Consider the following 24,970-nt stretch of genomic DNA (forward strand, 5'->3'; position numbering starts at 1 on the left):
TTAAGCAGGAAATCACTCTCTCTTGTCGCTCATTGAATGAACGATTCGTTGATGTCGTTCTATAGGACGTGTAGAAACTGTCCTTATTTTTTATTGGCATCCTCGATTTCTTTGGCTTCCTTCAATACGTCGGCCGGAGTCTTTTTGCCGGTTACGACGGCAGCAACGCCAGCACGCAGCGTCGAGAACGTCTCAGGTGCAACCACGTTGTCGATCGGTCTGCTTACCGAAGGTGCGCTGGCAGCCAAAGCAAAACCGTCATTGGCTACTTGGGTTGCGCCCTTGGTCTCTACGCCTGCAGCAGCCGGAAGACCGCCGTTGGCAAGGGAAATTTTTTCGATAACGTCTTTAGAAGTCATGTGCTTCAGCAATTCGATCGCTGCGTCTTTCTTGTCCGCATTATCGTATGTTGCTTTGGAAAGATAGAATCCGCTTCCGTAACCGCCGATAATTTCTTTGCCCGTGCCGACTCCGCCTGGCATGGCTGGGAACGGAAGAATGGTCGTATTATCAATAACGGCAGGGTCTTTCCATGCTCCCGACGCCCACGAACCCTCAATGATCATTGCGGCTTTGCCTTCAGCGTAATAGTTGGAAGCCATGCTGAGATCAATGGTGGCCGCATCTTTAGGGAAAGCGCCCAGATCGTACAGTTCTTTCATTGCAGCGTAGCCTTTCTCCCAGTTCGGATCGATGCCGTTGGCCAGACCGCTGTCATGCCCTTTCGCTCCTGCGGCCGAGAGTATAAAATGTTCGATGACATAGTGCGATTGGTCAAACGGAGCCGCAAGCGGGATGATTCCTTTTTTGGAAAGAGTCGAAACGGCTGTTTTCAGCTTATCCCAGTCCGTCGGCAGCTCCAGGTTGTTATCGGCAAAAATCTTTTTATTCACGAATAAGCCTTCATAGTAGCCCGTTAACGGAATGGCGTAAATGTTGCCGTCCTGCATTCTCGTGTTTTCGAGCGCCGTCGGGTTGAAGCCCGCCTTCCATTCCGGGTTCGCATCCAAAATGTCGTTCATCGGAACCACTTTGCCTGCGTCCACAAAGCCTTGAGCGTCGGCGCCGACGAAGTAGAACAGCAGGTCAGGCTCGTTGCCGGAGTTCATGTCCGTGTTGACTTTCGTTCTGAAGCCGTCGTCGTTGGCCGACATGGTATCGTTTTCAACTTTGACGTTCGGATTTTTCGACACGAATTCGTCGATCGCGGCCTGGAAGGCTTCGCGCGCGGCGTCGGTGCCGCCGAATGTCGAGAATACGCGGAGCGATACGTCTTTTTTCGGCGCCTCTTCCTTCGGCTTTTCCGATTCCGTTTTCGGTTGTTCGGTCGCCGTGTTTTTCTCCTCGGTTTTGCCGCATGCGGCCAGGAACATCGTAAACACGACCAGCATGCTCAAAAGAATCAATGAAGACCTTTTCACTTGCAAATCCCCCTCAATATGGTTTTTTCATATGCGCTGTTCGACTTATGCTGTCTGTTCTTATCATACATTAGTTGCAAATTTTGTAAGGGGATACATTCCTCTAAACGACGGGGAAATATTCACAATGGGACTCGGGGAACAAAAAAAGCACCCCTGGAAATGCGCCGGTCGAACCTGAAACGGTTCATGCCGATGCCTCTTTCCGGAGGTGCATCCTCGCTTGATATGAAGTTGGTCCGGATGGCCCGGAGCTTGCCTTTGTCAGTCGTATTACCTGTTGCCTGCCCCGAAGACCGTGCGCGAATCGCCCCGGTAATCGTTGACTTTGCTGCCCCGAAGCGGCTTGCGGCGCCCTGCTCCCACGATCCAGCGGGCCCCCGGCATGCGGGACAACGCATAGCTGATGCCGAGCGAAGCCAGAACCGTCAATGCAAAGGTAAGGAGCGCAAACGGCAGATGGCTGCCCGCAAGGTTCAGGGGACGGGTAAAATAAGCGATGACGTAAATCACCAACGCATGCGCAAGATAACCCCCGAACGAATAGGTGCCGATCCATGAAAGCAGGCGCAAAAAGGCTTGGTTCCGCTCCCGCAGAAGAAGCAGCAGCCCGTACAAAAGCAGCATTTGCGCCATGATGATGATAAAGGTCGAAGGCTTTAGATACGTGGAAATGTTCAGGTTGACGGTTTCGCCGGAGCCCCGCAGCACGTCATAGCCGAGACGGATGTACATTCCCAGAAAAACCATTCCGCACCATGGCAGCAGTTTCATGCACCATGCCCGCCAGTTCCCGATGTTTGCGGCGCATACCGCGCCAAGCACAAAATAAAATCCGTACATGAGAAACGAATAGCTGCGGTGCGTTAACAACGCTGCCCAAGGGCTTCCGATTCGTCCTGCCCAGTAGCCCATCCGGTAGTAGGACAGATACAGGAGGATGATATAACATGCACCGGCGAAGGCCAGGATCGCCAAAACGCTCCCGGTGCGTCTTCCTTCGTCCAAAAGGTTGATTTTGTTTTTGGCCCCTCTATAAATCGCGGCCAGCAGCGGAAAACAAATATAAAATTGAATGATCATCAGAATAAACCATAATTGGTAGCCGGTTTGCGGCTGGACCAGCTCCCGCAGCAGGCTGCCCCAGTCTTGTCCTCCTTTTTGCCAGAACGACGGCGTAAATGCGCGGACGTAAAGCCAGTAAACGATCGTCCAGAACAGGAATGGGACGAAGACGGTCTCAAGCCTTTTGCGGATAAACGCAAAATAATTCAGCTTCCCGTCATAGTTATAAAACATCAGCACGGCCGATAAAAAAACAAAGGTCGGCGTTCCGAATCGGGTCAGATGGTACATCATCGTCAGCATCGTGGAGTCGGCCGGTTCAATATCGGCCCTGTAAATGTACTCCGCGATCGAGTGCTGCATGACGATAGCCAAAAAAGCAAGGCTCCTCAGCTGCGTCCATTCTTCAATGCGCGGTTTGCCCATGGAAACTCCTCCTTCATGTGCGGTTACGCGCAAGTATACCTTTTGAAGATTAAACGAACCTTAAAGCCCGGACCGAAAGCGGTTGGGAAAATGATGCAACTCGAACGCATCCATGCCCTCGGACAACACGAAAACCGCCCTTATGAAAGGGCGGCTGCGGCAGGCTGCACAAAGCTTCCGACGGTATAACCCGGCTTAAAACCGAACGGATCCGATGCGGGCGCGGACGTTAACGTTTCCTCCGGGATTTGCCTGCATCGCTTGAAAAGCCTGCACCGCCGCATCGGCAATTTCGGCATCCTGCACGCTGGTGCCCCCGCTGACGCCGATGCCGCCGACGATCTCATCGCCGACTTTTAACGGAATCCCTCCGGCGAGAATGACGACGCGGCCGCTGTTGGTGGTGTTGATCCCGTAGGAAGGCCCGCCGGGCTGCGCCGCTTGCGACAGGTTCGCCGTCGGCATTTGCATGCTGGCACTTGTCCAAGCTTTATCCTGTGCAATCCCGATTCCGGCCAGGCGGGCATGGTCCATGCGCTGAAAAGCGACCAGATTTCCGCCGTCGTCCACAATCGCGACATTGCTTGCCAGGCCCATTTGCCGGGATTTTTGCTCCGCTGCGGAGAGCAGCCGCTTCGCCGTCTCCAATGATAACTTCATCAAGGCTTCACTCCTCGTCTTTAACTCATTCCAGGATATGCGCATGGATGGGAATCGTGATATTCGTCTACCCGAATACCGGCTGATTTTGGGCTGTCATCCCCTGCATCGATCCCGTCCGTAAGCGCAAAAACGCAGCCTTGATCAAGGCTGCGTTTTTTGGGGATCGGCCGTTAATTTTCCTGGCCGGCAGGCCATTCATGCCCCAAATACCGATGGCTGCCCGCCGAGGGCAACACGTTTTGGAACGTCACGGTATGCGTTCGTCCGATGGAGCCCTTCACATCCGCCACGATGGTTGTTATGCCGCCGTTTTGCGTCACCTGAACCGAGTCGTCTTTCGCGACCGGCGAAAGGCCGGCTTGGCGAAGCTCGACCGTGATCGTGCTTTGCTGCTGGGTCGGGTCCGACAGAGCCAGTGTAATCTCTCCGCCGGTCTGCTTCAGCATAACCGACGACGGATTTTTGGCGGTGACCGTACCGATCGTCCCCGGAACCCAGAAGTTGGCTGCCGTCATGCCGAGCCTTTTTTGCTTGACGGCCTGCAGCTCGGCCGTATTGCTCATGATTTCCACCTGAGGATTGCTGCTGTACGCTGCCGTGGCGGCGGCGTCTTTGCCTGGGAGCAGGACATAGGCATAATTCGCGTTCGCCGGTTTCGTTCCATGTTCGAACGCCAGGCTGAGGTAATTCCGGGTGATCGGCGTTTTGGACTGGCCGCTGTTGATTTGGCTCCATGATCCCGTTCGGGATTCGCGCAAAGCGTAAAGCTGCGAGGTGCCGGGGAAATAATAGCCCATGTCCGAACCCGGCACGTTGCCCGCAAGATGCGCCCATTTGACGCCGCTAAGCGTTTCGGACCAGCCGAGGCCGTCCGGCTGCCTTACCCCGTTGACCGTAAGCGCGTTGTCGCCGGCCGCGTTCAGCTTTCGGTTGTCGACGATCGTTTCGACCGGTTGGGGTCCGGCCGTCGTGCTCGTGATCCCCGCGCCCAGCGCGACGATTTCATCGTCGAACATGAACCACGACTTTTTCCCCGTAAGGCTGCTTCCCGTGACCTGCGACAGGGAAAAATCCATGCCGGCGGCGCTGTAAAGGCCGTCGATCGAGGTCCCGCCGACCCATGTTTTGGTGTTCATGTAGCTTTTCCATTCCCCGGGCGTCATCCCTTCTCCCGATCCGTCCGTCGTCGTGCCGGGGAGGCGGAACGAGTTCACGGTCGGCCAAAAGCCGTCCCGGAATTGCTTCAGGTCCCGGTCATAGACATAGGTCATGCCGATTCCCGTATACCAGCCTTTCAAGTTTTCGTTGTTTCCTTTTTCGAATGCGGAGATGCGGTTGGAAAACAGGCTCAGCCCGAACCCGTACCCCTCCCGCAAATGCGCGACGCGGTCCATGCCGGCAAACACCCGGCTCTTGACCAGTTCGCCGCGCGGCTGAACCGCCGCATCGTTCATCAGCTGCTTCACAAGGATCAAGTCGTAGACGGGCAAACCGGCATAATAGTCGGCATACGTCGTGTCTTTGCTGATCCATTCCTTTGCCATGCTTTTGATGGAGGCGGCGACGTCCGCCGGCGCCCCTTCGGCAAGCCGCAGAAGCGTGACGATCGTGCCGCGGGCGCTGCCCGATCCTTCCCGGGATATCCCCCTGCCGTTCACCATGTCCATGTACAAACCTTTATAAATAACGGGCTCGAACGTATCCGTTACCCAGCGGTATACGTTGTTTACGTTAGGATCCGTCACCGGCCACGGCGATCCGTTCAACAGGTACGTCATGTCGGCGGCGCGGCTGAGCCAGACGGCCCCGTATCCCGCGGTGTAGGCGATATTCGAGTGCTGAACGAGCGATCCGTCCTTGTACACCCCGTCGCCATGGCTCGCGTAAGCAAATTCCGGTCCGATGGCATCCCGGCCGAGCGTGATTTTCGCGCTGTTTTTGCCGATGACTCCGCGAACGGTGACGACAAGCGCTTTGTCCAGCAAATTGGCGCCGGTCATGGTCGTACCTTTGACGCCCAGCACGGTCCCTTTTTTCGGATCGGGATCAAACGCATCGACAGCCTTCATGTAATTGGCGATTTGCTGCGGCGTCAGCTCGTCGTACATCAGCGCGACGGCATCGTTCAAAATTTGCGGAGCGCCGATCTCCCAATCCCACCAGTTCCCGTAGGCGCTTTTCCTCTCGTTGTAACGGTTCGCGTACATCCAGTCCAAAGCGCCGACGATCGCGTCCCTTAATCCGGCGTTATGGTAAAGCCTTGAGCTTGGCGTGGAATAAGCGACCGCCATCGTCCGGATTCTGCCGTAGGCGCTTGAAATTTGCGCCGAGTCCGTCGCGCTTTTCAAGTCGCTCCACAAATAGGTCCGGCCTTCCGTTTGGTTCAAAAGATCCCAATACCCGCTGCCGGCGTCATTCGAAACGCTCTCGTCGATGCTGGCGACGGCCTCCCTTACGTTCGGGTCACCGCCAAGGTTCCCGGAACCGCCCGTTAATTTTTCAGCCCATTTGAGCCGCAATTGGCGGTAAGCTTCAGCGGTTTCGGCCGATTCGACGTTCACCAGGCACTGCGCTTTGACGCTTCCGTCCGGTGTGGCTGCCGTGATCGTTGCCGTACCGGCCGCGATCGCCGAAAGTTTCCCCGCGGAATCCACGGCAACCGCATCCGGGTTGCTTGAACTCCAGACGACCGTTTGATCCGCCGCATCGGCCGGCGTCATCGTCAATCCAAGCGCCAAGGATTCCCCGATCCCCATCGATACGGCCGTTTGATCCAGCGCCAGCCCCGTGATCCCGTCATATTCCTCCAAAACTACGTCGTCGAACCAGACTTTCCCCGTCCCGGTTTCGAGAAACGGTTCGATGACCAGCTTGGTCACGCCTGCGGGAATGGTCATGTAGACCTGCTGCAGCGTCCAATCGTTGGTGCCCAGCAGCTTGGCCGAAGCCGGACCGTCCCCGACTTTGCTTGTATTGTAAAACTGCGTCCTGAAATAGGCCCCGGTTCCGATCACGTTCTCCGTTTTCACCCACATGCTTAATTTGTAGGATTTCCCCGCGGCAATGTTCGTCACTTTTTGGTTGACGGATATCCTGCTCGTTTCGAACGCGTCGAAGGCGATCGACTGCATGCCTTCATGGCGCGTGGTTGAATCCAAGTACACGCGTGCGGTCTGGTTCGGGGCTTTGCCGCTTCCCGTCGGTATCCATAATGCCCAATAGGCGGGAGCCGGGCTTGTTACGCCGCTCCAGCTGGCGTCCGGCGTGGAGGCCGTCTGCTCAAAGCCGCCGTTGGCCATCAAGTTGGCCGTCTCGGCCCGCGCTTTTTGATCCGATGCGCCGAAATTCCCGGGAGAAAATAAAAACAAAAACATGCTGACAGCCAAAAGTACACTGATTTTCCTCACTAACGTTCACCCCGCCGATTCAATTTTTGAAAGACAATGGGAGCATGGAGCAGGAGCGCGAGCATTCATGAGCCGGCGGCCGTCAACAAGAAGGGTTTTGTAACCGTTTTCAAATATGGTATGTATAAACCGGGAATCCGCCGAACAAAGTCGTGAACCCCCGGTGAAACCTCTTTTTCAGTCGGCCGCCGCTTGCATCCAAAGAACATCGTACGTTGCAGCAACGCCTCCAGGCATGCTGAACCGCTCCTCGTAAACATTATACATTTCGGCAAACCGTTTGCGAAGACCCAATCCGTTAGAAACTTGGGCCTTTTACAGGGCATTCAGCTCGATCTCAAATCCCAAATCCTCGATGATCTGGTGATCCGCCGCAACTTCCTGGCCTGCCGTCGTCAGATAATCGCCGACAAAAAGCGAATTGGCGGCATACAACGCCAGCGGCTGCAGGGAACGAAGGTTGACCTCGCGCCCCCCGGCGACGCGGATTTCTTTTGACGGGCAAATGAACCGGAACAACGCCAACACCTTGAGCGCTTTGATCGGCGCCGTGCGTCCCGCGTTTTCCAGCGGAGTTCCGGGTATGGCATTCAGGAAGTTGACCGGAATCGAATCGGCGTCCAGCTCCCGAAGCGCGTACGCCATTTCGACGATTTCCCCGTCGGTTTCCCCCATGCCGATAATGACGCCGGAACAAGGGGACATCCCGTGAGCTTTTACCTTCTCCACCGTCTCCACGCGCTGGTCGTAGGTATGCGTCGTCGTAATCGATGGATAGTTCGTTCGGCTGGTATTCAGATTGTGGTTGTACCGGTGCACGCCCGCCTCCGCAAGGCGCTCAGCCTGGCCTTCCTTCAGCAGGCCCAGGCAGGCGCAAATTTTGAGCGGCATCGTTTCGCGGATTTCCTTGACCGCATCGACCACCTGATCCAGCTCCCGGTCCGTCGGGCCTCTGCCGGAAGCGACGATGCAGTACGTTCCCGCCTTGCGCGACATGGCTTCGCGCGCCCCGGCCAACAGCGTTTCCTTGTCCAGAAGGGTGTATTTTTCGATCGGCGCCGTCGATACGATCGATTGCGAGCAATACCCGCAATTTTCGGGACAAAGGCCGCTTTTGGCGTTAATGATCATATTCAGCTTCACTTTTTTTCCGTAGTAATGCTTTCGCACCTCAAAAGCCGCCTGCAGGATCGGCAGCAGCTCATCGTCGTCGGATCGGAGCACCGCCAGAGCCTCCTCCATCGATATCCGTTCTCCGTTCAGCGCTTTTTGGGCAAGCTCCCGCCACGGGTTGACCGAAATCATGTTCATGGAATGAATCCCCCTCATAATGTTATGGATAAAACCGCTTTGACCGGTTCTCAGCCGGATCGTTTTCCGGGTGATGCCGCGCAGCCGAAGATAAGGCGGCGGCATCAAGACGACCGCCGGCCGTTCACGTCGAAGAGCTTGATCCCTTGCCAATCGTCAACCTATTATATTAACATTGGTTAACAATAGAACAGTGCCATTCTATCAAACCATAATTTTCTTGTAAAGAGCCTATGTGCCGATGTCTCTAGCCCTCCTACCCGTTTCATGGAGCGAAAATGCCGAATTTTTTGAATGGTTATCAACCCTCTTTATGCCTAAAAAAGGCCTTAGCTCCAAGCCTGCAGCCACGCCAAAAGACTGCCGCGCGCTGTCCCCCCGCCGAACGGGCAAAGAATTGTCAACCTTACGTTAAAAAGGCATCCTGATTTTTCGCGGGCAGATGGTATGATAATAAGCAAAGACAAGTTATTATTTGCCGTAGGAAGTGAAAAAACGATGTGGAAGCCCGACCGAAATAACCCAAAACCGCTCTACGAACAAATTGCGGATCATCTCGAGCAGCGGATTTCTTACGGCGAATTTCCTCCGGGGAGCCTGCTCCCGTCCGAAAGGAAACTGGCCGAACAGCTTAGGGTCAACCGGAGCACGGTCATTTTGGCATTCGGCGAGCTTCGCTCCATGGGGATTATCGAAAGCCGGCCGGGGAGCGGGACACGGGTAAGCAAATTCAAATGGGGGGCCGTGCCCAAACATACCCCGAACTGGAAGCGGTATGCCGAAGGCGGGAGTTTTTTGCCGAACTTGCCGTTTTTGCGGCGCATACGCGAAGCGCTTCAGCAAAACCCGGCGCTGATCGATTTTGCCAGCGGAGAGTTGTCCGCGGATTTGGCGCCGATCGAGGAAATGACCGAACTGATGGGAACTAATCCCTATCCTTCATACTTGGGGTACGACCACCCGCAAGGATACATGCCTTTAAGGCAAGCCGTCGCATCGTACCTGGACCGGTACCGCGGAATTCAGGCGACGGAATCGTCGATTTTGATCACTTCGGGATCCCAGCAGTCGCTCTATTTGATCACGCAATGTTTATTGTCTCCCGGGGACGCGGTGGCGATCGAAGATCCGTCGTATCACTATTCGCTGCCGATGTTCCAGTCCGCAGGGCTCCGGCTGGTCCGCCTTCCGGCCGACGAGGAGGGGATCCTGCCGGAGGAGATCCGCTCGCTGCACAAAAAACACCGCATCAAAATGATATTCGTCAACCCGAATTTCCAAAATCCGACGGGGACGCTTTTGTCGGACGAGAGGCGCGGAGCGCTGCTGGAAGTCGCAAGCGAACTCGGCCTGCCGATCGTGGAGGACGATCCCTACAGCTTGACGGATTATGCAGGCATCCCCCGTTCGCCGCTGAAATCCATGGATCAGGTCGGCTCGATTCTGCATATCGGCTCTTTTAGCAAAATGGCCGCTGCCGGCCTGCGCGTCGGCTGGATGGTCGCCCCCCATTCCATCGTGGAACGGCTTGCGGATGCCAGGCAGCAAATGGATTTCGGACTCAGCGTCATACCGCAGCAGGTTGCGGCCCGGTTCCTGGAATCGCCTTATTTCGAACCGCATCTGCATCGTTTGCGCACGCAGCTCCGGCGGAAGCGGGACCTGCTCGTCGAGGCTCTTCAACAAGAACTGCCGGATTCCGTCCGTTTTCATGTTCCGCAAGGCGGCATCCACCTGTGGTGCCGACTCGTTCCAAGAGTGAGCGATGCCAAGCTGCTGGAAGAGGCGATCAAAAAGGGGGTCGTGTTCGTGCCGGGTAGCGTGTACGGCTCCGATTCGGGGTACGTCAGGTTTACGTTCGGACGGGCAAAAGCGGAAGAGATCGGCCCGGGAATCGCAAAATTCGCCGAAGCTCTGCGCGGATTGACCGATTCCTTCCCAACCGTAAAAAAAGCAAAATAAAAACGGCCGTGCGGTTCGAAGCGCGGCCGTTTTTCCATGTGTCCTTTTATGATTTGCCCGTTCCAACCATAATCATGATGACGGCAAGCACGATGATGCAGGCGACATAAATTCCGCTGAGGCGCCCCCACTTTTTCCCCGTGTGCTTGAAGTAATTCGGATCGCTCTCTTTATTGCTCTTCGATTGCCCGATCATCATGGTTGCGACAAAACCGGCCGCCATCACGAGCACGGCCATCACTAATAACCAGAACATCTTTCCCCTCCTACCATGGGTCCTACCTGAACATGTCTCATTATAATCAAACGGCCGGGTCCTGACACCATCCATTGACCCGCCCGTTTGAACCATCCAGTTTACTCCCACAATCCGAGCTCCTCGTAAATTTTCCGCGAAACGACGCCATCCTGCCTCCATTGACGTTCGCGCTGCAATCTTTTGACGGCGGCGGTGGTCCCAGGGCCGAACCTTCCGTCGCATGCGCCATGAAAGTATCCCGCGCTTTTCAGGCGGGACTGGATGAGCTGCACGTCCCCGCCGACGTCGCCTTCGGCGAGGTCTCTCGGATTTTGTTGCGGTTCGCCCAAGACATGGCCGTGGATCGTGACTTTCGTCCCGATCGGAATCATGTCGTACAAACGAATCACGTCGGCGTTGTTCATGCGGACGCAGCCGTGGCTTGCGTGCTGGCCGATGGAATAGGCTTTATTTGTGCCGTGAATGCCGTAAATGCCCCAAGGAACGTTTAATCCAAGCCATCTGGGGCCGAAAGCCGGTCCCCAGTTTGTTCCTTTGTAAACCACTTTGTATTCTCCGATCGGGGTTGGGGTGGAGGGGTTTCCAACCGCGACGGCATATTTCTTGACGATCAGGCCCTTTCTTTTGACGATAAGCCGATGTTTGTCGGGATAAACCTCGATGGCGAATTCCCCTTCGTCGGCGACGATGGGAAGTGAAGGTTCTGCAAACGCCGAATCCGTTTGAGCGCCCCATACCCAGTTAAACAAAAAGCATAAAAGCATCATGCGGACAGAATACCCAAACATGTTTCGCTGCAACGCCAGTCCCCACTTTTCGTTGGTCTTTATAAAAGTTTGCGATCGAACCGTTTTTTTATGCAGCGGTTGTTGCTCCGAAGCACGGCATTGTCATTGCGGCCGCTTCCAGTATGGGGCATATGATCTACGGGCAAGTCCGGCGAACCGGGAGCTGGTGCCAAACACCGTAAAGGAAATGCTGCGTTACCGCTTCAATATTTCCAAAATGGACCGTACCGTCAAACAGGATAACAACGTGCTCGGCGTCGATTTGAAAAAGGGTGATGTCGTTGTTGTATGAATGAGCGACAGTATCTACCGCATATACAACACTGACCCTAAAAGAAAGTACTTATATAGACGGCGCGTTATATTCCAATACTTCCAATTTTACTATTCACAATGGCAAAGCATCAGTAAATGATTTGAAAGGTCATATTGCACCAGGATATAATACAACCGTGAACTACTCTAAGTGGACAGGAACGTATTCAAAACAAACAGGGGTTGCAGACGTATCGTTTGACTTAGGAATTGGACTTGCAGGAAAATTAGCAAGTGCCTCTATTCCAATTTCATTTTCTCAAAAAAATTCCCGAGAAGAAAACGAGCAAAGCATATCTTACTATCCAGAAAACGGGCAATATCCTAAAACAGCGGGTATGGCAATTTTGAAATCAAAGGGCGTATATTTGGATAAAAATAATGATTACTTTACATTAAATGCAACAATTTCAACTATTGATACTGGACTAACGCAGAACTATCAATCACTTGCTAAATTTCTTTGGACCTTTGATATTTACTACTATGGTCAGGTTAGCCCAACGGCATCTTTAAAAGATTTTGGGCCACAGCTTTATTATTTATCAAATTGCAAAGGTTAATTTATTGTTTGGAAAAGCGGTTGAGCGATATTAGTATTTTTACTCAACTGCTTTATTTTAATTAGGAGTGATATTATTGGATTCATCGAAAAGTAAATGGTTCTTTGGATTTTCTATCATTGTTGGAATTATACTAATCATAGCAGGCTTATTACTTTTTATTCCTAGAACAACAAGATCAGACACCCCAGATATGTATTATTATAATATTTATATTTTACGCTACCTCCTTCCTATTGCTGGCATTCTTCTTATCATCATTGGTTCATCGGTATATTCCACTTATAAATCAATGAAAGAGGAAATAAATAAACTTCAAGAAAGCTACAGGTCCTTAGAAAAAAAAATCACTAAGTAATGTAACTTTATTTAATAATCGCAATGATAAAGAATACCTTGAGACATTTCTACTAATTGACCTAAAAAAAGGACCTCCGATCAATCCGGAAGTCCTTTTTGCTTTATGTACTAGCAGCTATAATATCGCCAAATTTAATCCATTCCCATTCGCCGTGGTCTATACTCAGCTTAATCTCTTTACGAAATCACCGTAACAAAGCCCGAACGTTCCCTTGCATTGAACGGGTCAAATAATGTGAGAGTCACCTTGATATGGCCGTTGAATGAATCCTGAAGCACCTGCCCAATCAGCTGCCACTCCTGCTCATCAATGACTAGCTTTGCCATGCGATTGAGTTCTTTTTGCTTAACCAGAATTGTCTCTTTATGTTGTGGCAGCATCATACGTGAACTGTCGAGCAAGGGCTCACAGGGAGCCATTCCCGGCGTGGGAACTGCTTTGACAACGCTTGCGTCGAGTCCTTCTTTTCTCATCTTAAAACCGAAAAGTTGTATTTGGAGAAGCCACAAAATCTAGAGGAAGCAAGGGTCCAAATTACGGAGTACATTTCGTTTTACAACAAGGAACGTTTCCAAAACAAACTCGGCGACCTCTCCCCGATTGAATTTCGGGAAAAAGTCGCCGCTTAATGAAAATTTCTCTTTTTTTATTGTCTACTTGACGGGGCTATGACCATTTTTCTTGGGAAGCTTTCCGCTTTTTTAACTTAAGATATTTTCACCAGGCTGTAGTTTTTCTTTCCTTTGCGGATGATGATAAACCGGCCGCCGATCGCGTGATCCGCCGTCACTTCCAGCGTCAAGTCCGTCACCCGCTCGCCGTTCATCGAAATGGCGCCGTTGTTGATATCCTCGCGCGCCTGACGTTTGGACGGCTCGATGCCCAGATCGACCAGCCAGTCGACGATGTTTTTCGATTCCTTCGCCGCTTCGAACGTCGGCATTTCTTTGAAGCCCTGCTCGATTTCGTCGGCGGTCAGCGATTTGATGTCGCCGCTGAACAAAGCGGCCGTAATGCGCTTGGCCTGCTCCAGCAGCTCCTCGCCGTGAACGAACCGGGTCATCTCTTCGGCCAGCGTTTTTTGGGCTTCGCGTTTATGCGGCTCGGTTTCGACCTTGCACGCGAGCTCCTCGATTTCTTCTTTGGACAGGAACGTAAAGTATTTCAAATATTTCACGACGTCGCGGTCGTCGGTGTTCGCCCAGAACTGGTAGAACTCGAACGGCGTCGTTTTGTTCGGATCCAGCCAAATTGCGCCGCCCGCCGTCTTGCCGAATTTCGTGCCGTCGGCTTTGAGCATCAGCGGAATCGTCAAGCCGAACGCTTTGGCTTCGGGCCCTTCCTTTTTGCGGATGAGGTCCAGCCCGCTCGTGATGTTGCCCCATTGGTCGGAGCCGCCGATTTGCAGCTGCACGTCCTCATGCCGGTACAGATGGAGGAAATCGAGCGACTGCAGGATTTGGTACGAAAATTCGGTAAAGGAAATGCCGCTTTCAAGCCGGCTGGCGACGACATCCTTCGCAAGCATCGCGTTGATGCTGAAGTTTTTGCCGTAATCGCGCAAAAATTCGATGACGTTGATTTGATGCGTCCAGTCGTAGTTGTTGACGAACCGGATTTGATTATCGCCTTCGGTCATGAACAATTTTTTCAGCTGCGCGGTCAGCGCGTCCACGTTGGCCTGCACTTGTTCCAGCGATTGCAGCGAACGCTCCGTTTGACGCCCGCTCGGATCGCCGATCGTGCCGGTGGCCCCGCCGATCAAAATCACCGGGCGATGGCCGGCAAGCTGGAACCGCTTCAGCACCATAAACGGGATCAAGTGGCCGATATGCATGCTGTCGCCGGTCGGGTCCACCCCGCAGTACAACGAGACCGATTTTTGGCTCGTCAATTCCCGGAGGCCTTCGGCATCCGTCTGCTGATTGATGGCATCGCGCCATTCAAGCTCGTCGATAATATTCACTGCAAAAACACTCCCTTAATGTCAAAAATGCCCTTATACCGCATCGTGATGGCGTTGAAAAAGCAAAAATCGCCCCTTGTCTATTCAGACATAGGGACGATCGAATAACCGTGTTACCACCCACATTGCACCAATGGCCGTTCGCGCATGCCGCGCGCCGTTGATGCCGCTCTATCCGCGAAATATCGTTCGCGGCTCCGCCCGGCATTACCCGGGATGCTCCAGAGTGTAATTCGCAGGCGTTTGGTGTGTACCGGGTTCCACCACCCCCGGCTTTCTGGAACAGGGACCAAGCTTGCTACTGGGCTCTTTCAACGCATATCGCATATAAGATTACAGTCAGTATAGTGAAATCGCATGTTGATGTCAACCATGCCCTTATCTTGGCCGGACGGCGCCCTATTTATAATACCTGCTCCGAAACCGGCTCGGGGATTCCCCCGTCCAGCGCTTAAACTGCCGGCTGAAATGCGCGATATTGTGATAGCCGAGCCGGGCTGAAATGGCCTCGATGGACAACTCCGGGTCCATCAAAAGCAGCTTGGACTTCTTCAGCATCAAGGCCGACATGTACTGCCGCGGCGAAAGGCCGTACGCCTGCGTAAAAATCCGGTTTATCGCCGACGTGCTGTAGCCGACCTTGGCAGCGATCGACGCGATGCCCGCCATAGGAACGGGCCCGCCGTCGTCAAGCGTCCGCTCGACCTCCCGTTCGAGCAAAGCCGCGATCTGCGAGGCCGTCAGGGCGTTTCGGGTATGGGCTGCACCGCTCTCCTGCTCCGAAAGGGTTCCGCTAATGCCCGCAAACAGCTCGAACAAAGCGGACAGGATCCTCATCCGCGAGTCCACGCGCGCCGCCGTTTCATCCGAGGTTAACGCCAGCAGACGGTCCAGGGCGGGGCGAATCGCGGCCGCGAGCGGACTGCCCGCTTCGTGAAAGCAGGTGCGGTTTTGGCATAACAGCTCGCGAAAGGCCCGTTCGTCCACGTCGAAGTGAAGGCAATAATACGTCATCTCCCCTCCGCCGATGACCCGGCTTTCATGCCGGTCCCCGGGGTTGAGCAGCATAAGGTCGCCCGGCTGCTGCGTGTATTGCCTTCCGTTTACGCACATTTCCTGGGTCCCCGAGAGAACAAGGTTTACTTCGAACAGCGGATGCCGGTGGAGCGGGTAACTCCATTCGCCGGTGACCGTCCGCCAGTGGGCGGCAAACACGCGGAAGGTCGAATCAATATCCGGAAGCATATATTCCTTGCGCATCAGATGGGGTGCGAATTCCATCGCGATCAGCTCCTTGGGATTAAAGGTTGATAGTTGTTTCGAAATGATTGGGCGAAATGGGTAAATATCGGCCAGCAATGGATATGTGAACGTCCCGAAATCATTGATAAGATGTAGATATTATAGCATAAATTAAAGCCCGTTCCCGAAGTACAAGAATGGGTAATGACTTCGAAAGAGGAGTGTTACGATGGCCATCATCCAAAATCCGATCCTTACCGGTTTTAATCCCGATCCTTGCATTTGCCGGGCAGGCGAAGACTATTACATTGCCGTATCCACCTTCGAATGGTTCCCGGGCGTCGGAATTTACCATTCGAAAGACTTGAAGCATTGGCGCCTGGTTTCCAGGCCGCTCAACCGGCTCAGCCAGCTTAACATGACGGGCAATCCGGATTCGGGCGGCGTTTGGGCCCCCCAATTGTCTTATGCAGACGAACGTTTTTGGCTCATTTACACCGACGTCAAGGTGACGGAGGGGCAGTGGAAGGATTGCCATAACTACCTCGTCACGTGCGACACGATCGACGGCGAATGGTCCGATCCGGTCCATTTGAACAGCTCGGGGTTCGACCCGTCGCTGTTCCATGACGAAGACGGAAAAAAATACCTCGTCAACATGATGTGGGACCAGCGCGTCGGCCATCATCCTTTCTACGGCATCGTGCTGCAGGAATACGACGCCGAGCGGCAAACGCTCGTCGGCAAACCGGAAGTCATTTTCAAGGGCACCGACATCAAACTGACGGAAGCGCCCCATCTTTATAAAATCAACGGGTACTACTACCTTCTGACGGCCGAAGGCGGCACCCGTTACGACCATCAGGCGACGATCGCCCGATCCAAACATCTCCGCGGGCCGTACGAAGTGCATCCGGACAATCCGCTCATCTCCTCTTGGTCCACGCCGCGGAATCCGCTGCAAAAAGCCGGACATGCCTCGATCGTGCAGACTCATACCGATGAATGGTTCCTGATCCACCTGACGGGCAGACCGCTGCCGCGGGAAGGCCAACCGCTCCTGGATCCGCGCGGGTATTGCCCGCTTGGCAGGGAGACGGCGATCCAGCGTTTGGAATGGCGGAACGACTGGCCTTACGTCGTTGGCGGCAACTCCCCCGCCCTGGAGATCGAAGGACCGGACATGCCGGAAATGCCTTGGGAGCCGGATGTGCCCGAAAAAGACGACTTTGACGGCGCCGTGCTGAACCTGCATTTTCAAAATCTGCGCATTCCGTTAGGACCGGAGACGTTATCGCTTACCGACCGGCCCGGACATCTTCGCCTGTACGGCCGGGAATCGCTGACGTCCAAGTTCACGCAGGCCTACGTGGCGCGGCGCTGGCAGCACTTCCGGTTTACGGCGGAAACCAAGGTGGCCTTTAGGCCGGAGACCTTCCAGCAATCCGCGGGGCTCGTCAATTACTACAATACGCAAAACTGGACGTCCTGCCAGATCACGTGGAACGAGGAAAAAGGCCGCATTTTGGAGCTCGTCACCTGCGACAACTTCGTCTTCGACCAGCCTCTGAAAGGCCGGGAAGTTGCGATTCCGGACGAGGCTGAATACGTGTACTTACGCGTCGACGTCGATAATGACGTTTATCGTTACTCCTATTCGTTCGACGGCAAGGATTGGACGACGCTTCCGGTGACGCTCGATTCCTCCAAGCTGTCGGACGACTATATCCAAGGCGGCGGATTTTTTACGGGAGCGTTCGTCGGCATGCAGTGCCAGGATACGTCCGGACGCCGCCATCACGCGGACTTTGATTATTTCAGCTATATCGCGCGGTAAGAAGCGCCCACGAGTTCATCGAAGACGGTCTGCCTTACGGCAGATCGTTTTTTTTGCTTGGCAGAGCCTCAATCATCCTTGATCGCCGGTCCTCCGTAAAATATAAAAAACAATCCCTTCCAAGTCGTATTGGAAGGGATTTTTTTATCGCTGCTCGTCCTTTGGCAGCATAAAAGCTTGCCCGAAGACCGGGATCCCGGTCTTCGCGGCAAGCTCCGCGTTTTTTTAACCTTTCACCGAGCCGGCGGCGATTCCTTCAACGATCCGGTCGCTCAGGAACAGGAACATGACGAGGATCGGCAAAATGCTGATCATCAGCGTCGCCCCGATCGATCCCCAATCGGTCGTGTACTGGCCGATAAAGTTCTGCACTCCGACCGTCAGCGTCTTGTACGAATCCGAGCTGATGAACGTGTTGACGAAAATGAATTCGTTCCAGTTATAAATCATGTTGATGATGCCCGTCGTGGCAATGACCGAGCTGGTCATCGGCAGCACGATCCGGAAAAACAAGCGGTTGACGGAGCAGCCGTCCATCACTCCCGCCTCCTCCACTTCCCGCGGCAGCGCGTAATAAAAACCGAGCATGATCATGATCGTAATCGGCATGTTAAACGCCACGTAGGACAAAATCAGCGACAGCGGATTGTCGTTCAGCCCGGCTTTGTTGAACATGCTGAACAGCGGAATCAGCGTGGAATGAACGGGAATCATCATCGCCACCATAAACAGGCCGAGCACAAGAGAGCTTCCCTTCCATTTCATCCGCGTCATGGCGAACGTCGCGAGGCTTCCCAGCATAATCGTCAGGGCCGACGCGGCGATCGTGATCCATACGCTGTTCAGAAAATAAACGCTGATATTGCCCGCGCTCCATACCTTTTCGTAGTTTTCCCAGCGGAAATGGGTCGGAAGCGAAAGCGGCGGCAGGTTGAACACTTCCTGATTGTTTTTCAAAGAGAAAAAGAACAGCCAGACGAGCGGCAGCAGCTGCAGGGCGGCAACGGCCGTCAATACGATGTACAAGACGCCGTAACCGATTTTTTTGCCCGTCTTGGACTTCGGCGACATCTGCCGGGCAGGCGGCAACAAAGCTTCGGACGTCATAAAGCGGCCCTCCTTAGGAATATTGAATCGTATCTTTCGTGGCGGTCAGCTTGCGGATGATCCAGGTCACGACGAGACAGATGACCAGCAGGAAAAAGCCGATCGCGCTGCCGTAACCGAAATCATAAGCACGGAACGCCGTATGATACATGTAGGACGCCATCACTTCGCTCGAGCCGTTGGGTCCGCCGTCGGTCATGACGTAGATCAAATCGAAATATTTCAAGGAACCGACCGCAGCCAGCACGATCGTCACCTTGATCACTTCCATGGCCAGGGGCAGCTTGATTTTCCAGGCGATCTGCCAGGAGTTCGCCCCGTCAATTTTTGCCGCCTCCTCCAGCGAGGAAGGGATGTTTTTGAGGGCGGCGTAATAGATCAAAATATAGAAACCCGCATACTGCCACAAAATCGGAACGAACAGGGCAAACAGCACCAGCTTCGGCTCCGACAGCCATGCAGGGGGATTGGCAAAACCAAGCGACTCCAGCACGCTGTTGACGATGCCGTTCGACGGATGGTAAATCCGCAGCCACAGCTGCGCAATGGCCACCGAGGACAGCAGCATCGGGATCAAATATATTTTCCGGAACAGGTTGGCGCCTTTGATCCGGGCGGCCAGCACCATCGCGATCGCCAGGTAAACAAGCAAGCTCGCGCACGAAAAAACGGCAAGCAGCAGGGAATGCCAGGCGCTGTTCCAGAAGGTGCGGTCCCCAAGCAGCTCCGCGTAATTGTCCAGCCCGACGAACTTCATGCGGCCGATGCCGTTCCACTCGTTCAGCCCGTAATAAGCGGTCAAAACGATCGGAATATAGACTATGGCCAATATCAGCAGCAGCGCGGGCAGCACGTACAGCGCAATCATTTTTTTGTTGGACATGACCTTGTCCATCGCTTCCGTCTCCTTTCTGGATGAGGATGCCGGGAAAAACTGATCCGGCCTGACGGCCGGATTCAGTGCGTGTTTGCTTCTCCCGTATCCTTCTTCTCGTTAGTTGCCCTTCGCAATCGCCTTGTCATGTTCTTCCGAAAATTGCTCTGGGGAGACGGCTTTGCCGAACAGCGCCTGAATGTTGTTCAGATGCGTCTCGGCAGCGTTGGCCGGCATTTGTACGTCCGCAAACAGGGTAATGCTGCTCGCTTTATTCATTTCGTTGAACAGATCGATGTACAATTGAGGCAAATCAAGGGAAGACGTATCCACTTTGGTCGCCGGAATGACGCCCGCGCCGGTGACCGATTGCTCGCCCCATTTGGTCACGAAATACTCCACAAAAGCTTTGGCTTCTTCTTTCACTTCGGAATTTTGGGATACGAACAGGCCTACGCCCGGGCCGCCCACCCAGCTGTCGATATTGCCTTTGCCGCCTTCCACCGTCGGGAATTTGAAAAAGCCGACGTTGTCGCGGAATTCTTTCGGAATCTCTTCATTGGTCGTGTAGTTCGGCAGTTCCCACGTGCCCATCAGGTACATGGCCGCTTTGCCGTTCAAAAACTCGGATTTGCCTTCCTCATTGGACAATCCGTTAAAGCCCTTGATAAACGCATTGCTGTCTACGAGCGACTGCACTTCCTTGGCCGCCTGCACGAGACCGGGGTCCTTGAACGAACCGGAGCCGGCGATCGCGTCCGCAAGCGCTTTTTGCCCGGCAATGCGGTCGGCGAGGTACATGTACCAAAGCGATCCGGTCCAGCGGTCCTTGTTGCCGAGCGCGATCGGCGCGACGCCGTTGTCGGAAAGCGTTTTCGATACCGCCTTAAATTGTTCGTAGGTTTGCGGAACTTCGAGGTTGTATTTCTTGAAAATCGCTTTGTTGTAATAGATCGGCGCAATGTTGAATTCAAGCGGAAGCGCATACGTTTTGCCGTCGATCGCGTAAGCTTCGGTCGTGCCGGCCACGAACTTGTCCTTCAGCTCGCCGCTCAGCAGGTCGTCGACCGGCGCAAACAGGTTGCCTTCGACGTAAGGCTTCAGGAATCCGGCCGCCCAGGTCACGCCGACGTCCGGCAGCTCGTTGGAAGCGGACAACACTTTCAGCTTGTTTTTGTACTGCTCGTTGTCGAGCACTTCCTGCTTGATCGTGACGTTCGGGTGCTCTTTTTGATAGTCGTTTATGATCTGGTTGACGATTTTGTTCTGCCCGGCGGATACGCCTTCAGGCCATAAATGCATAAACTTGATCGTTACTTTTTCGCCGGCCTTGTCGCCGCCTGCGGAGGAGGATGCATTCGAACCATCGTCCTTTTGGCCGCAGCCAGCCGCAAACAACGCGACGCACAGCGTCAATAGCATAACGCCCCATTTTTTACCGAACATCTTTCACAGCCCCTTTTTTCGTTATCTGTAGACGGGTTGCAACCGCTTACCTAAAGTGTATCAGTGCGCCGCCCGGGCCGTAAGGTCAGAGAGATTGGGACTCATACCACTTTTATTGGATCTTCGCATCCTCGTCCAGCCACTGCTGCCTGTACTGCCCCGGACTTACCCCTTCCAGGGAACGGAACACCTTCACGAAATATTTGGGCGTCTGGTAACCGGCCTGCTCCGCGATTTCGGCGATGGACAGCCTTGTGCCGGTCAGCAGTTCCTTCGCCCGCTGTACTCTACGCCTGGTGACGTAGTCGCTGAACGTAAGTCCCGTCTGCTCCTTGAAATGAACGCTGAAATAGCTCGCATTCATATGCAGATGTTCGGCGGTTTCGCGCAGCGAGACCGATTCCCCCAGATGCTCGTCGATGTACTGGAGCGCCTTTTGGACCTGGGGGCTGTAGACCTTTTCTTCCTGAACCGTTTCGAGCAGCTTGGGGTCCACCAGCTTCCGCATCCGTTCGATCCGGTCGTTCCACTGCTCCCGCTGCAGCGCCGTTTCCACCGCCTGGACGAGCTTGGTTTTGTCCAGCGGCTTCAGCAAATAATCGACGACCCCGAATTTCAACGCGGTGCGCGCGTATTCGAAATCGGAATGGCCCGAAATGATAATGACGACCGGAGGATGAGGCATGCCGGCGATCCGCTCCACGAGTTCAAGCCCGTTGATTTCCGGCATGCGGATATCGGTCACGAGCAGGCTCGCGTCATGGTTCTCCAGCCATGTCAGCGCTTCCCCGCCGCTTGAGGCGATTTCGATCCGGTAACGTCCCGAGGACCACATCTCCAACGTTTTGCGGATGCCTTCCCTCGTTCGCGGTTCGTCGTCCACGACAAGAATATTTTTCATTGGGATCTCCCCTTTCCGTCATCAGGTATTTCCAAAGAAACCGTCGTGCCTTTCCCTTCCTCGCTGCGAATCGAAAGCCCTTCCGCTTTGTCCATGTAATACAGCCGAAGCCGCCGCTCTACGTTGACGATGCCGACGCCCTTCCCTTTGGAGGAGCTCATGTAACCTTCCCGCATCGCTTCGTGGATCGAGGATATTTTGTCGGCGGACATTCCCGGGCCGTCGTCCGTCACCGTAATGCGCGTATACCCCTCGCGTTCGGAAGGCCGTACCTCCAGCACGACCATGCCCGGACCGGTGCGCTGCTCGACGCCGTGCAAAATGGCGTTTTCGACGAGCGGCTGAATGAGCAGCTTCGGCAGCGGAACCATGCGGCAAGCTTCATCGGCGTCGATCCGCCAGGCCAGCCGGTCCAGCATACGCATTTTCATGATCGTCAAATACCTGGCCGCATGATCCAGCTCGTCCCCGATCGTTACCCACTCTTCGTCGTCGGACCGGTTAATGACGTACCGGAACAGGCCGGACATGGCCACGACGATTTGCGCCAGCTCTTCCTCCCCTTGATCCTCCAACGCCCAATAGAACGCTTCCAACGTGTTGAACAGAAAATGGGGGTTGATTTGCGCCTGCAGCGCTTTCAATTCCGTCCGGCTCTGGATGATCTCCTTCTGGTATACGACCTCGATCAGCTCGTTGAGCGAATCCACCATCTGGTTGTACGTGTTGTTCAGCTCCTGGAGTTCCATCGTGGAGGACTCGATCGTATTGCGCTTCAAATTGCCGAACCTGGAGCCGCGCATCGCTTTGATCAGGTTCAAGATCGGCCGGGTGATCATCGTGGACAGCATGAAGCTCAAGACCAGGAAAAGCAGCGCCCCGGCGAGGCCGGACACGATAATGACCGTGCGCAGCACCGAAATGCCCTCGGTCGTATAATTCACCGGCGTCAAAATGACAAGGTCCCAGCCGGTTTTTTTGGACTGGCGTTCGACGGCGATGTACGCTTCGCCGCCCAGTTCGATCGTCTCCCCGTCGCGGTGAAGCACCTGCCGGGAAAGGATCGCCGGCCCGAAGCTGGAAAATATTTTTCTGCCCGCTTCATCGAACAACCCCATCGTCTCCTGCGTTTCGGTCGCGGAATGGATGTCGGAGAGCGCAAAATAACTTTTGTCGATCCGGACGAGCACGTAACCGCCATGGGCAAAAGATTCGTCCATCAGCCTGACCTGCCGGATCGCGACGACCGTGTCCGGATCGAGCGGATCCAGGCCGAGCCAGACCAGCTTGCCCCCGTTTTGGTCCACCCTTTGGATCCAGGCGGCGGACACGCGGTCGGTAAGCTCGAGGTCGTACAGGGGCACCAGGCTCCGGTAATCGGTCGTATACAGCTCCAGCGAACGGATTCCGGTCGTGTAAGCTTCGTATTTTCGCACCTCCTGCTGCAGCGACTGGCGCATGGCGAAGCTGACCCGCTCCCCCCGCACCTCCCGGCCCAGCAGCGATTGAATCGTCGCGTCCGTCGCCACCTGGGTCGACAGCATGTCGATCTGCTGCAGCAGCGCGTCCAGCTGTCCGGCAGCCTGCACCGCCGTCTGCTGAATATGCTTCTGGGCGTTGTTGCGGAGCAGCACCGACACCCGGTCGAACATAAAAAAGCCGACAAGCGCCAAAATGATACACATGACCAGCATGAATCCAAGAAAGATTTGGTTGCGCAGCGTGTTCCTTTTTCCCAAATGTATCAACAACTCACTTCTCCCCCTTGAAGCTCCCCATGTCTGCCTGCATTGTACACCAAAAACGCGCCGGCTGACGAGAGCGTCGCGCCTTCCGCATGGCACGGCATCCGGAACCAACGGAAAAAGCGCCCTTCTTCAGAGCGCTTTAGCCAACCGTTTTTTCCATTCTATCGGGCTTTTTCCTCTTTCCGCCGGGCTTCAGACCCGTTTTTTCGTTCGAGCCCCCGGTATTTATTTTCCCGCAAGCCGGGCCACGCGGTCATAGGCCGGTTTCGGCCGGTGCCGCTCGTCGAACAGGAACGGCCAGTTTTTACGGCCGCGCACCGGAAAATCGTCCAGCCACGTATAATCGTCCGCGGCTCCCCAGAACGTGACGGCGCTGACCGTCCCGCGGTATTCCTTCAGCAGCCGGAACACCGCTTCGTACACCTCGGCCTGCCGTTCCAGCATGCCGGGCTCGGGCTCCGCCAGATCCGTCCGCCGGTCGTCAAACCGGAAAACCGACACGTCCAGCTCCGTCAGCTGAAGCTCCAGCCCCAGGGAGGCGTATTTTTCGATTGCCGCGCGGATATCGTCCAGCGACGGATCGAAAATGTTCCAGTGCGCCTGCAGGCCGATGCCGTGGATCGGAACGCCCTGTTCGAGCAGCGACTTGACCAAGGCGTAGATTTTGTCGCGTTTATGCGGATGGGATTCATTATAGTCGTTGTAGAACAACCGGGCGTTTGGATCGGCTTCATGCGCGAATTCAAACGCTTTGGCGATAAAGCCGGGACCTGCGATATCCAGCCATTTCGACGGCCGGAGCAGTTCGCCGCCCTCGTCGGCGACCGCTTCATTGACGACGTCCCAGGCATAAATATCGCCTTTGTACCGTCCGACAACGGTTTCGATATGGGAGCGAAGCCGCTCCAGCAGAACCCCCTTGCCGGCGGGGCGTCCGTCCCCGTCCTGAAACAGCCAGTCTCCGGTTTGGTTATGCCACACCAGCGTATGTCCCCGCACAGCCATGCCGTGCCGGCGCGCAAAATCGATGATTGTGTCGGACTCGTCAAACGCGTAGACGTCCTCCGCCGGATGAATATTTTCGAACTTCATCTCGTTTTCCGCGGTCACGCTGTTAAAATGCCGCTTCAAAAGTTCCTCTTGCGTTTTAATTGTCCCGGAGCTGACCGCTGCCCCGATCTTGAAATCGTCCGCAAACACGTCTTTTAACGCTGGCTCGGCCGTCTTTGGTTGATTCATGAACCTCTCCCCCTTCTGCTTGCCGTAAAACGATGGATTCGGATCTTCGGGAAGCACCGTCCTCCCGGG

Annotated in this window: 20 protein-coding genes and 2 pseudogenes; 6 read left to right on the forward strand and 16 right to left on the reverse strand. The window is 54.6% G+C overall.

The window, feature by feature from the left end; genetic code table 11:
- Positions 1-83: 83 nt before the first annotated feature.
- The 5 genes from MKY58_RS19455 to bioB all read right to left on the reverse strand — a co-directional run bounded on the left by MKY58_RS19455 (position 84) and on the right by bioB (position 8,293).
- The gene (locus tag MKY58_RS19455; RefSeq protein ID WP_339321692.1) at positions 84-1,421 is read right to left on the reverse strand and encodes an extracellular solute-binding protein; all 1,338 of its coding nucleotides are present in this window, start codon (positions 1,419-1,421) and stop codon (positions 84-86) included.
- Positions 1,422-1,694: 273 nt separating this feature from the next.
- Positions 1,695-2,912, reverse strand: a complete 1,218-nt coding sequence (locus MKY58_RS19460; protein WP_339321693.1) for an acyltransferase — start codon at positions 2,910-2,912, stop codon at positions 1,695-1,697.
- 195 nt (positions 2,913-3,107) lie between these two features.
- Positions 3,108-3,572, reverse strand: a complete 465-nt coding sequence (locus tag MKY58_RS19465) for a heme-binding protein (protein ID WP_339321694.1) — start codon at positions 3,570-3,572, stop codon at positions 3,108-3,110.
- A gap of 173 nt (positions 3,573-3,745) precedes the next feature.
- Entirely contained in the window at positions 3,746-6,982 is a 3,237-nt protein-coding gene (locus MKY58_RS19470) for a polysaccharide lyase family 8 super-sandwich domain-containing protein (RefSeq protein ID WP_339321695.1), read from the reverse strand.
- A gap of 315 nt (positions 6,983-7,297) precedes the next feature.
- Complete coding sequence (gene bioB / locus MKY58_RS19475; RefSeq protein ID WP_339321696.1) at positions 7,298-8,293, reverse strand: biotin synthase BioB; 996 nt, start codon at positions 8,291-8,293, stop codon at positions 7,298-7,300.
- A 498-nt stretch (positions 8,294-8,791) separates the two neighbouring features.
- Between bioB and MKY58_RS19480 the strand changes: the two genes are divergently transcribed.
- A complete protein-coding gene (locus tag MKY58_RS19480) occupies positions 8,792-10,255 on the forward strand; it encodes a PLP-dependent aminotransferase family protein (protein ID WP_339321697.1) in 1,464 nt (487 codons plus the stop codon).
- 46 nt (positions 10,256-10,301) lie between these two features.
- On the opposite strand, the gene MKY58_RS19485 is transcribed toward MKY58_RS19480, so the two are convergent.
- Both MKY58_RS19485 and MKY58_RS19490 read right to left on the reverse strand, forming a co-directional pair.
- Positions 10,302-10,511: a hypothetical protein gene (locus tag MKY58_RS19485; RefSeq protein WP_339321698.1), complete on the reverse strand. Its 210-nt coding sequence runs from the start codon at positions 10,509-10,511 to the stop codon at positions 10,302-10,304.
- Between the two features lie 101 nt (positions 10,512-10,612).
- The gene (locus MKY58_RS19490; protein WP_339325207.1) at positions 10,613-11,278 is read right to left on the reverse strand and encodes a L,D-transpeptidase family protein; all 666 of its coding nucleotides are present in this window, start codon (positions 11,276-11,278) and stop codon (positions 10,613-10,615) included.
- Positions 11,279-11,456: 178 nt separating this feature from the next.
- Between MKY58_RS19490 and MKY58_RS19495 the strand changes: the two are divergent.
- From MKY58_RS19495 to MKY58_RS19505, 3 genes and pseudogenes are all read left to right on the forward strand, one after another.
- Positions 11,457-11,591, forward strand: a pseudogene (locus MKY58_RS19495) (cytochrome P450); the annotation flags it as partial.
- 163 nt (positions 11,592-11,754) lie between these two features.
- Positions 11,755-12,180: a hypothetical protein gene (locus MKY58_RS19500; RefSeq protein ID WP_339321699.1), complete on the forward strand. Its 426-nt coding sequence runs from the start codon at positions 11,755-11,757 to the stop codon at positions 12,178-12,180.
- A 76-nt stretch (positions 12,181-12,256) separates the two neighbouring features.
- Positions 12,257-12,538 carry a hypothetical protein gene (locus MKY58_RS19505; protein ID WP_339321700.1) on the forward strand — a complete coding sequence of 94 codons (282 nt, stop codon included), beginning with the start codon at positions 12,257-12,259 and terminating at the stop codon, positions 12,536-12,538.
- 179 nt (positions 12,539-12,717) lie between these two features.
- Here the strand turns inward: MKY58_RS19505 and MKY58_RS19510 are convergent, their stop codons facing one another.
- The gene (locus MKY58_RS19510; protein WP_339321701.1) at positions 12,718-13,014 is read right to left on the reverse strand and encodes a YolD-like family protein; all 297 of its coding nucleotides are present in this window, start codon (positions 13,012-13,014) and stop codon (positions 12,718-12,720) included.
- Here MKY58_RS19510 and MKY58_RS19515 point away from each other — a divergent pair.
- Positions 12,952-13,170: pseudogene (locus MKY58_RS19515) on the forward strand (IS3 family transposase); the annotation flags it as partial. The gene MKY58_RS19510 and the pseudogene MKY58_RS19515 overlap by 63 nt on opposite strands.
- 77 nt (positions 13,171-13,247) lie before the next feature.
- Here MKY58_RS19515 and tyrS read toward each other — a convergent pair.
- Together tyrS and MKY58_RS19525 are read right to left on the reverse strand one after the other, a co-directional pair.
- Positions 13,248-14,507, reverse strand: a complete 1,260-nt coding sequence (tyrS, locus tag MKY58_RS19520; RefSeq protein WP_339321702.1) for a tyrosine--tRNA ligase — start codon at positions 14,505-14,507, stop codon at positions 13,248-13,250.
- Positions 14,508-14,906: 399 nt separating this feature from the next.
- Positions 14,907-15,788 (reverse strand): AraC family transcriptional regulator, encoded by an 882-nt coding sequence (locus MKY58_RS19525; protein WP_339321703.1) that lies wholly within the window; start codon positions 15,786-15,788, stop codon positions 14,907-14,909.
- A gap of 190 nt (positions 15,789-15,978) precedes the next feature.
- Between MKY58_RS19525 and MKY58_RS19530 the strand changes: the two genes are divergently transcribed.
- Complete coding sequence (locus MKY58_RS19530; protein WP_339321704.1) at positions 15,979-17,586, forward strand: glycoside hydrolase family 43 protein; 1,608 nt, start codon at positions 15,979-15,981, stop codon at positions 17,584-17,586.
- A 225-nt stretch (positions 17,587-17,811) separates the two neighbouring features.
- Here the strand turns inward: MKY58_RS19530 and MKY58_RS19535 are convergent, their stop codons facing one another.
- From MKY58_RS19535 to MKY58_RS19560, 6 genes are all read right to left on the reverse strand, one after another.
- Complete coding sequence (locus tag MKY58_RS19535) at positions 17,812-18,693, reverse strand: carbohydrate ABC transporter permease (protein ID WP_036707972.1); 882 nt, start codon at positions 18,691-18,693, stop codon at positions 17,812-17,814.
- Between the two features lie 13 nt (positions 18,694-18,706).
- The gene (locus MKY58_RS19540) at positions 18,707-19,588 is read right to left on the reverse strand and encodes a sugar ABC transporter permease (RefSeq protein ID WP_036707971.1); all 882 of its coding nucleotides are present in this window, start codon (positions 19,586-19,588) and stop codon (positions 18,707-18,709) included.
- A gap of 99 nt (positions 19,589-19,687) precedes the next feature.
- Entirely contained in the window at positions 19,688-21,013 is a 1,326-nt protein-coding gene (locus tag MKY58_RS19545) for an extracellular solute-binding protein (protein ID WP_339321705.1), read from the reverse strand.
- A 112-nt stretch (positions 21,014-21,125) separates the two neighbouring features.
- Positions 21,126-21,914, reverse strand: a complete 789-nt coding sequence (locus tag MKY58_RS19550; RefSeq protein WP_339321706.1) for a response regulator — start codon at positions 21,912-21,914, stop codon at positions 21,126-21,128.
- A complete protein-coding gene (locus MKY58_RS19555; RefSeq protein WP_339325208.1) occupies positions 21,911-23,662 on the reverse strand; it encodes a sensor histidine kinase in 1,752 nt (583 codons plus the stop codon). Before MKY58_RS19555 ends, MKY58_RS19550 begins: the two co-directional genes overlap by 4 nt.
- Positions 23,663-23,887: 225 nt before the next feature.
- Complete coding sequence (locus MKY58_RS19560; RefSeq protein WP_339321707.1) at positions 23,888-24,901, reverse strand: endo-1,4-beta-xylanase; 1,014 nt, start codon at positions 24,899-24,901, stop codon at positions 23,888-23,890.
- Positions 24,902-24,970 lie beyond the last annotated feature (69 nt).

Source organism: Paenibacillus sp. FSL W8-0194, assembly GCF_037969745.1.
Taxonomy (GTDB): Bacteria; Bacillota; Bacilli; order Paenibacillales; family Paenibacillaceae; genus Paenibacillus_AQ; species Paenibacillus_AQ cookii.

Bases quoted from the DNA above. Each gene is read 5' to 3' on its own strand.
- MKY58_RS19460 (WP_339321693.1), bottom strand. From the start codon at position 2,912: ATGGGCAAACCGCGCATTGAAGAATGGACGCAGCTGAGGAGCCTTGCT.
- MKY58_RS19465 (WP_339321694.1), bottom strand. From the start codon at position 3,572: ATGAAGTTATCATTGGAGACGGCGAAGCGGCTGCTCTCCGCAGCGGAG.
- bioB (WP_339321696.1), bottom strand. From the start codon at position 8,293: ATGAACATGATTTCGGTCAACCCGTGGCGGGAGCTTGCCCAAAAAGCG.
- MKY58_RS19480 (WP_339321697.1), top strand. From the start codon at position 8,792: ATGTGGAAGCCCGACCGAAATAACCCAAAACCGCTCTACGAACAAATT.
- MKY58_RS19485 (WP_339321698.1), bottom strand. From the start codon at position 10,511: ATGTTCTGGTTATTAGTGATGGCCGTGCTCGTGATGGCGGCCGGTTTT.
- MKY58_RS19490 (WP_339325207.1), bottom strand. From the start codon at position 11,278: ATGCTTTTATGCTTTTTGTTTAACTGGGTATGGGGCGCTCAAACGGAT.
- MKY58_RS19510 (WP_339321701.1), bottom strand. From the start codon at position 13,014: ATGAGAAAAGAAGGACTCGACGCAAGCGTTGTCAAAGCAGTTCCCACG.
- MKY58_RS19525 (WP_339321703.1), bottom strand. From the start codon at position 15,788: ATGGAATTCGCACCCCATCTGATGCGCAAGGAATATATGCTTCCGGAT.
- MKY58_RS19530 (WP_339321704.1), top strand. From the start codon at position 15,979: ATGGCCATCATCCAAAATCCGATCCTTACCGGTTTTAATCCCGATCCT.
- MKY58_RS19535 (WP_036707972.1), bottom strand. From the start codon at position 18,693: ATGACGTCCGAAGCTTTGTTGCCGCCTGCCCGGCAGATGTCGCCGAAG.
- MKY58_RS19540 (WP_036707971.1), bottom strand. From the start codon at position 19,588: ATGGACAAGGTCATGTCCAACAAAAAAATGATTGCGCTGTACGTGCTG.
- MKY58_RS19545 (WP_339321705.1), bottom strand. From the start codon at position 21,013: ATGTTCGGTAAAAAATGGGGCGTTATGCTATTGACGCTGTGCGTCGCG.
- MKY58_RS19550 (WP_339321706.1), bottom strand. From the start codon at position 21,914: ATGAAAAATATTCTTGTCGTGGACGACGAACCGCGAACGAGGGAAGGC.
- MKY58_RS19560 (WP_339321707.1), bottom strand. From the start codon at position 24,901: ATGAATCAACCAAAGACGGCCGAGCCAGCGTTAAAAGACGTGTTTGCG.